This is a genomic window from Pseudomonas peradeniyensis, from assembly GCF_014268935.2.
Taxonomy (GTDB): Bacteria; Pseudomonadota; Gammaproteobacteria; order Pseudomonadales; family Pseudomonadaceae; genus Aquipseudomonas; species Aquipseudomonas peradeniyensis.
Map to the genome: position 1 here is coordinate 419,537 of NZ_JABWRJ020000003.1, position 13,797 is coordinate 433,333.

Sequence of the window (13,797 nt, forward strand, 5' to 3'; positions counted from 1 at the left end):
TGGGTATGGTGTTGATAAATGCCGCTCGGTGGTTATACTAACTACCGAGCGGCCGGCCCAAGGAATGGGTTCATGAACAGCCGTGAAATGATTTCAGTGATCGAGGCGGATGGTTGGTACCTGGTGCGTTCGAAAGGCAGCCATCATCACTTCAAGCATCCCGAAAAGGCAGGCCTGGTCACCATCCCGCACCCGAAGAAAGACCTGCTGCCGGCCACTGCGGCCAGCATCCTGCGCCAGGCGCGGATCGGCTATGCCAGCTGACGAGGAGACCTATCAACATGTTGTTCCCCATTGCGATTCTCCCCGGTGACGATCAACACGCCTGGGGTGTGGAAGTCCCTGACATCCCGGGTTGTTTCTCGGCCGGCGAAGACCTCGACAACGCCATCGCCATGGCCCGTGAAGCCATCGAAGGCCACCTCGAACTGCTGGCCCAGGACCAACAGGAGATTCCCAAGGCCAGCCTGGTCAGCGTACACGCAGCCAATCCGGCCTATGCCGGCTGTACCTGGGCGCTGATCGACATCGACATCACCCGTTACCTGGGCAAGGCCGAGAAGCTCAACATCACACTGCCGGCGTACCTGCTCACCCGCATCGACTCGTATGTGCAGAACCACCCGGAGCACAAGAGTCGCTCGGGTTTCCTGGCCGAGGCGGCGCTCAGGATCCTGCAGGGGGATTGCAAGTGACCAGGCAATCGCGTCCAGCGTGTTGTGGGAGAGGAATCCGCGGAGATTTGTTTGATTTTTGATCATGTCCCGTATACGTTACAAATAATATGAATTGTCTCGTATACGGAACATGACTCCTTCATTGATTATCGAGCGTCTAGGCGAGCAGATCCGAACGCGAAGGCTCAATCGTGGATTGACCCAGCAGGCGCTTGCAACCCTGTCTGGACTGACCAGGCAGAAGGTCATTGCCATGGAAAAGGGAAGCCTGTCAGTGGCTATTGGCGCCTATGCAAGGGCATTGGCTGCGGTCGATTGCGAATTGCAGGTCGTCCCGGCGGTGATGCCGACGTTGGACGAGATCGAGGGAATGTTCGAATGATGCCATTGAGCGTCATGACCCCTGAGGGTGACAGTGGAACAATACTGAGCAATGCAGGCGACTACCTGTTCCGCTATGCCCCACACGCCGACCCACGTACGGCGATCAGCCTGTTGATGCCGGTACGCGTCGAGGAGTACAGGCATCGGGACCTGCATCCAGTGTTCCAGATGAACCTGCCCGAAGGCTATGTCCTGGAGCAACTGCGCAACCGCCTGGCGAAGGTCGTTCAGGTGGATCCCATGCTTTTGCTGGCGTTGTCCGGTAGCAGCTCGCCCATTGGTCGTGTGCATGTCAGTTCGCCTGCTGTGGATGCGCTGTTGCTGCGACAGAAGTTCCCGGGCGAGCGATTGGCGGACATCCTTTCATGGGACGGGTCGCAGGACATCTTTGCCGATCTGGTTGATCGCTACATTCTGCGTGCCGGCATATCCGGCGTGCAGCCCAAGGTACTGGTCCCGGAGCAGTTCGACCCTCTGTCCCAGCGCTTCACCTCGAAAACCTCCGAACTGATCATCAAGAGTGGGCGTGACGAGTACCCGGGCCTGGCGATCAACGAATACCTGTGCATGTCAGTCGCGCTGGCTGCAGGTCTGGCGGTGCCACAGTTCTTTCTGTCCGATAACGGCAAGCTGTTCGTCATGCGGCGTTTCGATCGTAACGAACAGAACAAGGCCATCGGCTTCGAAGACATGGCTGCCTTGATGGGGCTTGCGGCCGACCAGAAGTACAGCAAGAGCTACGCGGCCATTGCCAAGGCCATTCGCTTGTTTTGTGCCCCCGAGCATCTGCGCCAGTCGCTTCGGCAGCTGTTCGAGATGGTCGCGCTCAGTTGTATCGTCGGCAACGGGGACGCCCATCTGAAGAATTTCGGCCTGCTCTACTCCGAGCCGCTTCGACGTGATGCACGCCTGGCCCCGGCTTACGATATCGTCAACACCACGGCATACATACCCGAGGACGTGCTGGCGCTATCGCTGTCCGGCAACAAATCCTTGTTCGCATCACGGCAAGGATTGCTGGATTTCGCTCCGCTGTGCGAAGTGAACAACCCGGCCGAGGTCATTCGTAACCAGCTCGAGGCCCTGGAAAAGACGCTGGCCCGAGAGTCTGCGTTGTGCGAACAGGCGCCTCAGGTCGTTGCCGCCATCAAGGCGAGTGCGGCGCCCTTCATTCAGACGTTCGGTTGACCTGGTCTTTGGCTGGGGACGTCTCCAGGAAATTGTCGAAGCGCTGCCAATCCTCACCGAACAACTCCACCGGATGCATGGTCCGGTCCGCGCCGTTGCCGCACGCCAGCGCCTTGGCCGGGCAGTAGAGGTCGCAGCCCCAGCAGATCCGCTCAGGATGGCTGGGGTTGCTGGGAAATCGCTTGGCCATGTCTCCTTCCTTGAAGTGGGTGCCTGCGCTCAGGCTATGCCGCGCACGGCCAAGGGGCTTGATCGGAGTCAATGCCGCTAGCTGATCGGCCCGGGAGCCTGCACCTGTTTCATCAGGTCGTCGTTCCAGCGGCCCTCGACCTGCACATGCGCGGCGGCGCCGAGCATCACCGCTTCGATCAGGTTGTGGTTGAGGTAGGTGTACAGCCCGGGCTGGCGGAAGGTGTACAACGCCGCGCCCGCCGCGCCGCCGGGGATGAACCAGGTCTCCAGGTTGCGCTGCGGCGGGTTGGCGAACTTGCCCGAGGCCCAGACATAGTCGCCATGGCCGCCGATCAGGTGCGGGCGGGTATCGCGGTTGGCCTGGGAATGAACGATCAGCACGGTCTCGCCGACCTTGGCGGTGAGCGCCTGCTTGCCGGTCAGGGCACCAACGCTGCCGTTGAACACCACATGGCTGGGCACCAGCCCTTTCATCAGCTGGCTCATGTCGCCGAAGCTGGCCATGGGGTTGGCGTAGCGCTTGTACTTACCGTCCTTGTCGCGGGGGATGTAGTAGTCCTGCTCGCCGATGTACCAGACCTTGTCGTAGCGCAACGGCCGGCCCTCGGGGTCTTTCAGGCCGTCGCGGGGCAGGACCATGATCGCGCCGTTCATGCCGCACACCACATGCCAGGGAATCATTGCCCCACCCGGTGCGCAGTGATACACGAACACCCCGGCCCGGTCGGCCTTGAAGCGCAGCTTCACCTGCTCGCCGGGCTTCACGTGGGTCAGCTCGCCGCCGCCGAGGGCACCGGTGGAGGCATGGAAATCGATGTTGTGCATCATGCTGTTGCTGGCCGGGTTGACCAGCGTGAGTTCCACGTAATCACCCTCGTGCACCACCATCAGCGGGCCGGGAACCGAGCCGTTGAAGGTCATGGCGTGGATGTAGGCGCCGGCGGTGTCGACGGCCAGTTCCTTCTCTTCGATGACCATGCGGAACTCGACGATCCTCGGCTTATCCTCGGCGCGCTGGGTATGGGGATGAACCTGCGGTGGCGCCACCAGCTCGACGCTGACGCGCTCCAGCTTCGCCAGGTCAACCGCCGGGGTCTGGCCCGGCACGGCGGTCGCGGCCTGGGCCAGACCGCTGCCGAGCGCCGAGGCGCCGACGCCCAGCAACACGGTACCTGCCAGCATGCCACGCCGAGTCAGGGACACGCCTTCTTGCTCATTCATGGGACTTCTCCTTAAGTCGACGAAAGCCGTCGGGCACAGGAATAGCCGCTTTGAATGTAGGGTTTATTGAGGGAGAACAAGAAGTGGAGAGGGTGGGCAATGTGTCGCAGGGGCTGAAACGAAAAAGCCCCGACATTCGTCGAGGCTTTTGAGGATGGTGCGGCACCAGGAGTCGATAAAAATTTTAACTATCTGATTTATAGCGATTTTCCATATAGGAGAAAGGCTCTCTATCTCTAAAAATATCCTCATGCGCTGGCCGAATTATCCATTAACGAAAAAAACGGGATTCATGCCTTCGACATCTGCCGTTGCGTACTTCAGGCATATAGTCATAGGCAGTATGGACATCAAAACAAATTTTTCCGTAGGGTTCACGCAAATACTTATGCATGTTGGAAAAGCGAGCATCCAATTATGTAAATTGTTGGTATAAATACTGTTGATCGTTGTCTGATCGCAGGTTAATTTGCATTTGACAGTGGGTTAGCCTCTGACGGCCGAAGCTAGCAATTGATCTCTCAGACGTTGTATGGATTACTCTGATGTTGCCTCAAGCATCGGATGGAGGCCCTATGGCTAGCCTTGGCGCGCTCCTGCTCTGGTGAGGATCGCTTAGTAACGAGCCTAAATCCACTGAGCTCCGATGGTCGTGGCCTGCGACCGGCGACCGGAGCCAGCCAACAAAAGCCTCGAGCCGGAAAGCATCCAATGGAGGCATGGGAATGATCATGTTATGATCAAAAAATTTTGTGCCCCACATGAAGGCTAAAGCTTATCAATGTTCAGATATTTCGGGTCCAAAGCCTCGACAGCACCAATAGTCGCCGACGCCACGCTAGGTGGCTACGAAGGGGCATCCATAGCAGACGCGTTTGGCGGACTCGGAAATATTGGCGCTGAGTTTAAGCTCAGAGGATGCTCAGTAACTGCATGTGATCTACTTCGTTTTCCTAATGCGTTTCAGCATGTTCGATTAGTTTGTGAAGAACTGCCTAGCTTTAGCAAAGTTAAAAAATTCCTAGGGATTAATAGCTTTGAAGGCTTGAGCGATTATCTTAATTCTAGATGTGAGCCGGATTCTTGGTTTGTATATGAGTATTCGACTATAAGACGATTTTTTAGTGGTTTAAATGCCGCGTCTATTGCTGGGGCGTGGTGCGAAATTGCCTACTGGATTAAGCTGGGTTTAGTAGACGATAATGAAATTAAGTTTCTGACCGCGTCTTTGCTTAATAGTATGGATACAGTTGCAAATACTGCCGGAACTTATTATGCGTATCTGAAAGCTTGGGATAGAAAGGCTAAAAAAGAATTTAGGTTTTGTTGGTACAATGGTCTTGTCGAGGGCCCCAAAGGGGCTGCGCTTTATGGGGATGCCCTTGACAGTTTGTCTGGGAGCTCGTTTGACGTGCTGTATCTTGACCCGCCTTATAATTCTCGTGATTACTCAAGGTACTACCATTTGCCTGAAACTCTCGCTCGATTTAAAGAAGTGGAGATAGATTCGAACAGCATGTCCGGTCAGCCCGCCGAGCGCTCTAAAACTGGAGATAATGTTCGCGCAGCAATGAAGTTGCCATATTTAAGTAGCCTGATTCGTTCGGTTGGGTGGCGGAGGTTGGTTGTACAGTATGCCGAGGGAGCTTATATCTCTCTAGAAGACCTGGCGAAAGAGCTTTCCCGTTATGGATCTATGAAGGTTCATGAGGTGTCCGCACTTGGATATCAGTCTAAAAATGGAGTAAGGAAGCAGACGCATCATGTGTTCATTGTTGATAAATGACCCGCGTCCATTACCGGGAGCACTTAGTAACCCTTCGGACCTGATTGCATTTGCCGAGGTCAAGCTAATAGCGTTCGACTTGGACGGTACGTTAATTTCTACACCATCCCAAGTGCTCGGAGAACGTGTTAAGAGCCTATTTAATCTACTGAGTGGCCCTGGTAAAAATATTCGCTTGACCTTAGCGACTGGGCGCACCTTGACTGGCGTAAAACCAACTATAACGCAGTTGGGTGGAATAAAAAAATTTCCGCTTGTACTCTATAATGGCAGTGTTGTAGTTGAGCCGGAAAGCGAAGGTGTTTTTGCTCGCGCTCTTATCGCGAATAGTTCCGTGGCCGAGATAGTAGAAATTGTGAGTCTCTTGCCTGGTGTTTCGTTGTTTCTATACGCAGTGGATGCTGATGCTAAATTAGTCAGCGATGAGTCTACAATAGAAAGCGTATTCTATTTGGGCGATTCAAATCGTATGCCTGAGAAGGACTTTAATGGCATGCCTGTTAGGCCTTATGCCGAAATTAAAATGTCAACGGATGGAGTGGTAGCAGCCCTATTAACCGCTTCATCGGCAGAGCAGCAGGTGACTCTTTTAGCTGCTCTCTCCGATATTTCGGGGATTTCGGTTACGTCAAGTGGTTCCGCCTATATTGAAATCCGGCCAGAGTTTTCTTCTAAAGCACGTGGGTTAGAGATTCTATGTAAAAGATATGGGATTTCGGCTCAAAATGTACTCGCCGTGGGTGATAACGATAACGACGTTGAGTTATTGAGCTGGGCAGGACTAAGTGTGTGTGTGAGAAACTCTTCAGCAGCGGCCCGCTCCGCAAGCAAGTTTTATTCTAATCATGGCGCTGGTAATGCTGCTATCGAAGTTCTTGAAATTGTTAGGCGAGCACAGCGACTATTTGGAAAGGCAAGGAAGGCATGATAAATAAACCGCGCGTTTCACCGATTATTAGCAAGCTTAAGTTGGATGCTGCCTCTTCGTTTGTTTCGCCATTCGATTTGGAAAAGCGACTTAAAGATTTAGCGGTTGAGCTTGGTATCGCAGACATCGGCTTCCAGGTAGCGGTGGAAGAAGCAGTACACGAATGGGGGCGCTGTGAAGGAAAGCCAATTTTAAAGGACCGGTTAGACTCAGCAAATCTTGCCCTGTTCGTAAGCGAGCAGTCAGACGCCGCAGACCTTAGCATTCAGCAACAACTTCATCATCTCATTGGTGCGCTAGCTGAGGTATGGGGGAGGAGCTATAGAAAGCATGGTGCGATAAGCATTCAAGCATCTGGTGCGGAGGAAATGCTCAATTCTGCTCTCGTGCCGATGACAAATCTTCATAACGTAACGAAGTTTTCTGTTGTTTATTTTGATCTCGATAATTTTAGACAGATTAATAATAAGGGTAGCCACGGAGAGGGTGATAAAGCACTGCGGTTTGTGTGTTCAGAAATGCACAAGCTCTGCCTAGAGTATGGTGGTTTAGCTTTTATTGCCGGCGGTGACGAGTTTTTACTTGTGCTTCCATGTGAGCAGACTATGGAGGTTAGCTACAGGCTTTGGAAGCTGAAGAATCAAATTGGCAGTGTAGGGTTCGGTGAGAATGGTGACTTCTATGTTGACTTGACTGCCGGTATTGTCAGAAGAACTGTTGATGAAATATCAGCGGGAATTCAAAAGATAAAAGAGCAGTGTGAGGCTTTAACCAAAAATTTAGAGGCGGCAAAGAGCAAGCGTAGAGGAACTATAAATTTCGAAGCTGTTGAAGTGTCTGATGAAACCGAGAGGGTAACGCCTCCATCAGACTTTATAAAGCTGGGAATTTGCCTTTCTAAGAGCAGGCAGTACTGTGTTCACGTATTCGAAGATGAAAGATTAAATTTGATCGTTCAGGAAGTTTCTTTGTTGAGCAGTGACTTTCTCAACGCTGAACTTATTAAAGTCGCTGTGGACAAGGTTCTTAAGTGGTTCGGAGCGGAAGCAATTACTCTTTGGGACGAGCGATCGTTGTTGGCACGGTCTGGCACACCTTCAGAGATATCCGATGGTGCCATCTCTGTGGCAATTGCCCATGCTATTTCGAAAACGGTGATTCTACAGGATTCGCCAGATGTTTGTGTCGATAATTTGGCAGTTTTATGGTGTGCAGCTACTGGCAAGAGTGGGGTCGTTCTGGGTGATAAATTAGTCTGGGGCTGTCCAGTCAGTAACCAGACTGAGCGCATTGAGTTTGGTAGCTATGTGGTCAACGGCACATTTGGTCAAGCAGTAGGGGTTGCCATAGGGGTTCAAATTGGGTTTGAAGAGAATCCTAAAACTCCTGGCAGACGGCGCCTCCCGAGCGATTTCCTTGTTGACCATGTTCGGGTAGACGTTAGGCCACGGACGGGCGGCGGACTTCCAGACTTCTGGCAAGCAGCTCTGGCACAGATTGTCGCAGCTTTAAATGCCAGCAACAAAGATACGAAAGTAATTATCTGGGGCGAGAAAGTAGAATCAACAGAGTTGTACTCTCGGCTTATTGATGAGAGTACTTGGGCGAAAGATGAGATTGCGAGTTTGACAGGTATCTCAACCGCTCGAGTTACTGATTTAGTAAAGGGCTTATCCAGTTCAGTGATAAGAGTTACCGGCGCGCAGCAACTTCTCGATGTTCTTTTTAAGCTTTATAGTGTCTATACAGGGCCTTCAATAGAGTTGACTGATCTACCTCGGGGAGAGGATCCGTCTCTTCAACGCCCGATGGTTCAAGCCAATCCTCTAACCCAGGAAGAGGGGATTGTCTGCACAACAGCAAGAGTAGCCTACCCTCTAATAATTGACACTCTTCGAAAAACTCAGAAGGTACGGTTAGCAGTTGATGACTCAGGTCAAGAGCAGCGCGAGCTAATCGCTTTCAAACTTAAGCTGACTGACCCTGGGCTTGATCCTATCCCGGACTATCTGATGGCTCAGAAAGCTAATCTAACAGCCTACGCTGAAAAAGTTTTGCTATCTGCCGATGGAGTTATCAGGGCGGAACTAGAACGCGACAGGCAGGTCGAGGCCTATTGCTCCCATCTCTCGCGTTATATTAATAGGCAACACGAGCCAAGGTCTACTCGACGTGCCTGTTTAGTAGTACGACATCAGCCTGATGAGCACGGCTCACCCAAGCCTCTTGGCTTGATTTCTGTGTGGTCTACGCCAAGGTTCCAAGCCGGCATAATTTATCTAGACTATGTGTTCGTTTGGCGAACAGTTGAGGCATTTATTGGTCTGCCATATAGTTTGTATGGCTCACTGCGTCTTGCTGAGCAGTTAGTGGAGCGCGTGGCATCATGTGCTGACGTTGATCCTAATCATGTTAGGCTCGGAGAGCTTAACTATATTGCCCTTAGCTTGCACTTAGGCAGCGACCAGTTTCATACGAGGGTTGCTAAGCAGATTGTTGATAAGGCAAGTGATTGAATTGAAAACTTATATTGTCTCAAAGCGTTCTGAGTCGTACTCGGAGGAAGTACTGAATGGATTTGAATTACTTCGGAATACTGAGCGGTTTTCGCTGTGGGTTAGGTTAAGCGATTGCTGCTCAGTGCAGGCTTTGGACTTTATTTCAAATAACAATTTTGTGCGCGTGTTTGAGTCGTGCTATATAACTAGCTTAGATGAGGCTGAATCAAGGGTTGAAGCTACGAGGCTGTTATTCTCAGAGCTTGCAGGCAGTAAGTATAAATCGGTAATTGAAATTGGTCGAAACTTGGGCTGTTATAATGGCTTGTATTTTGGAGCGAGGAAAAATACAAGCTTGATCTTTAAAGATGTTTTAGATTACGGCTGTGGACCAGGAACTATTATATACAGCGAATTATACACGCAGGATCACAATTTAATTGCTTATGATTTTGTAGAGGAGAATCGGGTGTATGCCGGCTCTCTTGGTTTGAGAGTGCTATCAGCTATCGAACTCAATAATTTAACTGAAGAAAGCCTTGATTTGATAGTGTGCTGCTATGTTCTTCACTATATGTCAGTTGATCAGCGAACTGTGAATTTATTAATGGCCAGCCTCCGGGTCGGAGGGGTGTTGGCAGCGAATTTTCACAAGGGCACTGGTGTTGATTGGTTCCTGAATTGCGTCAACTCTATTGAAGATATTAGGGTCGTTAGAGAAAATTCCGAGTTTGGCGATCTAGTTTTTATAGTCAAGGGCGCTAAATATGCAGAATTCTGAATGTAATAGCCTATTTTGTGAAATTCTATCTACAGAAAGACAGGAGGCGGGTAGGGCTTTGATCGCTATTTATAGCGGAATTTATCAAGAGGAGAAAATGCTGTGCGCTGATAGTCAGCGTAACAGGATAGCTAACCTGCTTTGGCAAGCAGAATGTCATCCATACTCAAATCCCCACCCAACCACGCTGTTCCCTATTAATGATGAGTTAATGCTCGGGCTTGGGACTAGTATCTCTGATGGCATGATTGACCCAGGCGAGGTTGGATCTAGTGATGAAGTGCTCTTGCAACTGCTCCCTTACTGGATCGAAACTGTACAAACTTGTGGCACAGGTCCAGCAAAAAACTGGGGGCAAGTCTTGCTGGGGAATTTTGATATAAGCTCTAATTTTCCACAATTATTGGATAGGATAAGATTGGCGAAAGAGCGAGTTGCAGGCCTATCAAATTCTAGATCTACCCAGTTCTCAAGATCTGCACACTACATGGGCTCAAAGGCATCTCTTGCTCCCTACTTGTCAGAAATAATTCATACGTTATTGCCTGATGATACAGTCGTATTTGATCTCATGTGCGGATCTGGGGCTGCAGCGGGATATTTTGCGAGAGACTGGATGACATATGCATCCGATGCTCAGGCCTTTTCAAGGCTTCTAGCGAAAGTACAAGGCGGAGGGATGGACTCTAAGAGATCACTTGATATGGCGGATGAAGTCTTGGAAGCTGCTCGCCAGCATTTCGAACACATCCCGGATTTCATATTGAACAATATTGATGTCGAAAGTGAATTTTTATCCGCAGAACTTTCAGAGGATGTGAAACACAACCTTCATCAGTGGATTTATACTTATCCAAGAATAAACACCGAAGGTGGTGCTAGGGAAAAAATATTTGATGACTTGATAAGAAGTAGAACTGAATTAAATAGCCTAGAACCATACCTTCTGTTCAGTGCCTATTACGCAAACCTTTTTTTTGGGGTGCGCCAAGCTGCTGAGATCGATAGTCTTCGCTATGCGATTGATAAAACTTTGGAAGGAGAGGAGCATGAGTGGGCTATGGGAGCGTTGGTGTGTGCTGTTAGCTCCTGTGCCTATTCCTATGGTGGGCATTTTGCGCAACCAAAATTTGATGGTACAGATAGAGAGCGCCTCGATATTCTGGCACCGGAGCTAATGGTTACCCGAGCCTATTCTGTATCTCATGAATTTTTTGTACGCCTGACAAGTCTCGGCGAGGAAAGCTCCAAGGTTAAGTTTCCTGTCCGACTGGTCTCTGGGCCGTGGGAGCAAGCGTTAGATCAAATCGAGCCGATTGTAGATCAGAATGTCTGTGTATATTTAGATCCTCCTTATACTCGTGATGAATACAGCCGTTACTACCATGTACTTGAGACACTTGTTCGCTATGACTATCCTGCCGTCCAAGACAAAGCTTCCATGCCCAAAAGAGGTCATTCTGGAAGATTTGCATCTGACTTCGCAACAAGGAACGTTACAAAGATTGAAGATCTGATTGTTGAAATTATCTCAATTTGTCTTGATAGAAAGTGGAGTTGCTTGTGGAGTTACTCAAGTACAGGAGTGGCTTCTATTAAAAACATCCTACAGCGCATAAGCTGCAATGCTACCGATGTTCATATTTTCAATATGGCGCACTCCTATAAAGGACAAGGTAGGCATAAGTCTAAATCAGTTACCGAGTACGCAATACTTATAAAGGGTGGTTAGTGTTTTGTTTTTAGTCCTGCCGCCTAAACTAATATGAGGGCAGGACTAAGAAGGCCTTACAAATTTTTAGTGTAGCTATCAAAATCATCTTCACTTATAAGCCTGACTTTGTAGGAAAGCTTAGCAAGCCTAATTTTAATTCCTCGTTTTATCAGCTCTCTCAATGTTCTTTTCTTGGGCGGGGCAGATATATTCAAAGCGGTTTCGTCTTGCTTTTTCATTTCGCCTTTGATTTTTGCCCGTGATGTTTTATTTTGATTGAGAGACTTAATTGAGTCTTTCTTTGAGGTGGGACAGGACTCGCCCTCCTTATTGATGCTCAAGTAATCTGCTAAGATGGAGTTGAATTCTTTTTTTACTTCATCCGACGGCTCGCCTTCTTGGAGGCGATTTATCAATCGTCTAGACTTTCTCGCGACCTCGATGTACATGTTTCCAACGAGTCTATGCTGGGACACTTGTTTTTCCAAACCCAGGAAGCCTAAGATTGCTGTGGAAACTCCAACCAATAGCGATACGACAGAAATGAACAGTGCTTCGTATGTGCTAATGTAAGGTACAGCTTGGAAAACTTCTTTAATCGCTTTTGACGCAATGATTGCCGTTCCAATTACGGAAAATAATCCTAATTTTATTCTTGCTGCGTTTTTTCTATCAGCTGCAATGAAGTGGCGATCTTTTCCTATTTTAGAGTCAACTTCTAGGTTGGCTAGCTCAAGTAGGAGGTATTTGTTTTTTTCCATACTGCTACTTCCATTTTATTTGCGGGGCAGGATGAGGCTTGGCAGATTCGTATCAATGGTTGCCTCCTCCTCAGTGGATATTTTAATTCAGTCTCGTGCTCGCCGTGAAGCAAAGATCGTAGCTGTATCCGGCGATGTTTGAGCGTGCGCTGGCTCAGTAGGCTTGCCCCAGGAGTGAATCGCAGGGCAAAGCTGATTTTGCGTACCTTTGTAATCATTAGGTGAAGTTGGTTGGTATTATATTACAATAGGGTTAGTGAGTTTTGCTGAGAACATTTTAATCGTACCATCTTGTGAGATTTTTACAGACAGCCCGTTTTTTGCGAGAATAGAGGCTACCGATTCGCCAGTCCCTTTTACGCCATTTATCGTCACCTTGGAAATGTCAATGACTGATCCATAGGACAGTAGGGCGCCGTCTGTATTGAAAATAGACGCGCCGTCACTGGACAAGAGTCTTACAAGTGTTTGGGTGTGCCGTTCATCAAGTAAGGAAAATGGAGCCGTTGTGAGTGAGTTTTTTGATAGCAGTAAATCGTCAAATTTTTGAGCATCCAATGGAATCCAGATTATTGAACTAAGTCTTCGGCGAGCCAAATAAAATACATAGTAGAGTAGGCTCTGAATGAAGTCTTCTTTGACGTTTAGCGTCGATCTTATCAAATTCGCAATTTGTGTAAGGCTTCGGATTCGCCACTGTCCTTCTTTGAAGTTGAATTCGATTCCTTCGGACCCGGTGATGGAGTACTCGGATTGACTGGTGACTCGAAATAGTGCGTCCCCACCCTTTATTGTTTTACTTAGAGTGTAGTCATCTACAAAAGATATTAGCGCTTGCCTACTTGAATTTGCGAGGAATGCACTTGCGATCTCCAATGATGGGTTAGCGAGGAAGTACGATGTCTGGCCATCTGCCAAATACCAGAAGCGTTTATCTATAGGGTCGATTGGAGAAAGTTTGCGAGCCTCTTTAAGTGGCAGTAATGCACCGCCTCGGGTATGATCTCGTTTGTTTGCATATGCGTAAAATGATCGTGTTAAGACAAGCCCGGTTGTAAAGTTGCGCCCCTCAAATTTTGTGTTTGCGAGCTTATGAAATAGCTCTACTAGCTGTTTGAATTTTCTATAATCATAGCGCCCCCTGCTGAAGAACTTTGATATTGTTAGCTCTAATAGTTCGTCGCCAAATTGATGAGGCTTAAGAGAAAATTTATCTTTTACGCTATGGCTTAGCGTAATAGCAAGTACCCCTTCAAATACATTCAGGAGTCTTTCAAGCCCGGTAAAAGTAGTATTGGTAATCTGCAGTGAAAATGCAGCTACTACGGTTTTCCCCTCAAGAACTCGACCTAGCACGATCGCACAAGTGCTGTTGACAATATAAACGCCTCGCCTTTCGTTTTCGAGAATATCAATTCCGTATTGGTGCTTTATTGAATTTATAGGGTTGTGGTCAAATTTTACCGACCCTCCAAAAAAGCGTCTGGTGGCGCCAAGAAGGTAGGGTAAGGCATGCTTCTTGAATTCGCCCGATCCTCGCATATTTTCGAAATCTATCATGTTGTTTCCTTGAAAATTCAGCTATATTGGTTTTTGCAAGATTCTTGTGGTATTTAAATTTGCGTTATGTATGTGTTTTAATAATTGTTTTGTTCTTAATTTCATGG

The 13,797-nt window shown here is 48.9% G+C and carries 13 protein-coding genes; 9 read left to right on the forward strand and 4 right to left on the reverse strand.

Features of this window, described 5'->3' with window-relative positions; genetic code table 11:
- Window positions 1-72 precede the first annotated feature (72 nt).
- The 4 genes from HU751_RS16765 to HU751_RS16780 all read left to right on the forward strand — a co-directional run bounded on the left by HU751_RS16765 (window position 73) and on the right by HU751_RS16780 (window position 2,249).
- Window positions 73-264 (forward strand): type II toxin-antitoxin system HicA family toxin, encoded by a 192-nt coding sequence (locus HU751_RS16765; RefSeq protein WP_186712060.1) that lies wholly within the window; start codon window positions 73-75, stop codon window positions 262-264.
- Between the two features lie 17 nt (window positions 265-281).
- Window positions 282-695: a type II toxin-antitoxin system HicB family antitoxin gene (locus HU751_RS16770; RefSeq protein ID WP_096048930.1), complete on the forward strand. Its 414-nt coding sequence runs from the start codon at window positions 282-284 to the stop codon at window positions 693-695.
- A 112-nt stretch (window positions 696-807) separates the two neighbouring features.
- Window positions 808-1,059 carry a helix-turn-helix transcriptional regulator gene (locus HU751_RS16775; protein WP_050703390.1) on the forward strand — a complete coding sequence of 84 codons (252 nt, stop codon included), beginning with the start codon at window positions 808-810 and terminating at the stop codon, window positions 1,057-1,059.
- Window positions 1,056-2,249: a type II toxin-antitoxin system HipA family toxin gene (locus HU751_RS16780; protein WP_437181054.1), complete on the forward strand. Its 1,194-nt coding sequence runs from the start codon at window positions 1,056-1,058 to the stop codon at window positions 2,247-2,249. Before HU751_RS16775 ends, HU751_RS16780 begins: the two co-directional genes overlap by 4 nt.
- Here HU751_RS16780 and HU751_RS16785 read toward each other — a convergent pair.
- Together HU751_RS16785 and nirK are read right to left on the reverse strand one after the other, a co-directional pair.
- Window positions 2,230-2,439 carry a DUF3079 domain-containing protein gene (locus tag HU751_RS16785; RefSeq protein WP_186731784.1) on the reverse strand — a complete coding sequence of 70 codons (210 nt, stop codon included), beginning with the start codon at window positions 2,437-2,439 and terminating at the stop codon, window positions 2,230-2,232. The two genes, HU751_RS16780 and HU751_RS16785, sit on opposite strands and share 20 nt — an antisense overlap.
- Before the next feature lie 77 nt (window positions 2,440-2,516).
- Window positions 2,517-3,662 carry a copper-containing nitrite reductase gene (nirK, locus tag HU751_RS16790; RefSeq protein WP_186731783.1) on the reverse strand — a complete coding sequence of 382 codons (1,146 nt, stop codon included), beginning with the start codon at window positions 3,660-3,662 and terminating at the stop codon, window positions 2,517-2,519.
- Between the two features lie 781 nt (window positions 3,663-4,443).
- On the opposite strand from nirK, the gene HU751_RS16795 reads away from it, so the two are divergent.
- Genes HU751_RS16795 through HU751_RS16815 form a run of 5 tightly spaced genes read left to right on the forward strand, consistent with a single transcriptional unit; the run spans window position 4,444 to window position 11,387 of the window.
- Window positions 4,444-5,448, forward strand: coding sequence for a DNA adenine methylase (locus tag HU751_RS16795; protein WP_186731782.1), 1,005 nt, complete (start codon window positions 4,444-4,446; stop codon window positions 5,446-5,448).
- Window positions 5,426-6,376 carry an HAD-IIB family hydrolase gene (locus HU751_RS16800; RefSeq protein ID WP_186731781.1) on the forward strand — a complete coding sequence of 317 codons (951 nt, stop codon included), beginning with the start codon at window positions 5,426-5,428 and terminating at the stop codon, window positions 6,374-6,376. Before HU751_RS16795 ends, HU751_RS16800 begins: the two co-directional genes overlap by 23 nt.
- Window positions 6,373-8,892 (forward strand): diguanylate cyclase domain-containing protein, encoded by a 2,520-nt coding sequence (locus tag HU751_RS16805; RefSeq protein WP_186731780.1) that lies wholly within the window; start codon window positions 6,373-6,375, stop codon window positions 8,890-8,892. Before HU751_RS16800 ends, HU751_RS16805 begins: the two co-directional genes overlap by 4 nt.
- A complete protein-coding gene (locus tag HU751_RS16810; protein WP_186731779.1) occupies window positions 8,885-9,655 on the forward strand; it encodes a class I SAM-dependent methyltransferase in 771 nt (256 codons plus the stop codon). The genes HU751_RS16805 and HU751_RS16810 overlap by 8 nt, the downstream gene beginning before the upstream one ends.
- Complete coding sequence (locus HU751_RS16815) at window positions 9,642-11,387, forward strand: DNA adenine methylase (protein WP_186731778.1); 1,746 nt, start codon at window positions 9,642-9,644, stop codon at window positions 11,385-11,387. Before HU751_RS16810 ends, HU751_RS16815 begins: the two co-directional genes overlap by 14 nt.
- A gap of 56 nt (window positions 11,388-11,443) precedes the next feature.
- Here the strand turns inward: HU751_RS16815 and HU751_RS16820 are convergent, their stop codons facing one another.
- Together HU751_RS16820 and HU751_RS16825 are read right to left on the reverse strand one after the other, a co-directional pair.
- Window positions 11,444-12,130: an SLATT domain-containing protein gene (locus HU751_RS16820; protein ID WP_186731777.1), complete on the reverse strand. Its 687-nt coding sequence runs from the start codon at window positions 12,128-12,130 to the stop codon at window positions 11,444-11,446.
- Between the two features lie 237 nt (window positions 12,131-12,367).
- Window positions 12,368-13,690, reverse strand: a complete 1,323-nt coding sequence (locus tag HU751_RS16825) for a hypothetical protein (RefSeq protein WP_186731776.1) — start codon at window positions 13,688-13,690, stop codon at window positions 12,368-12,370.
- Window positions 13,691-13,797 lie beyond the last annotated feature (107 nt).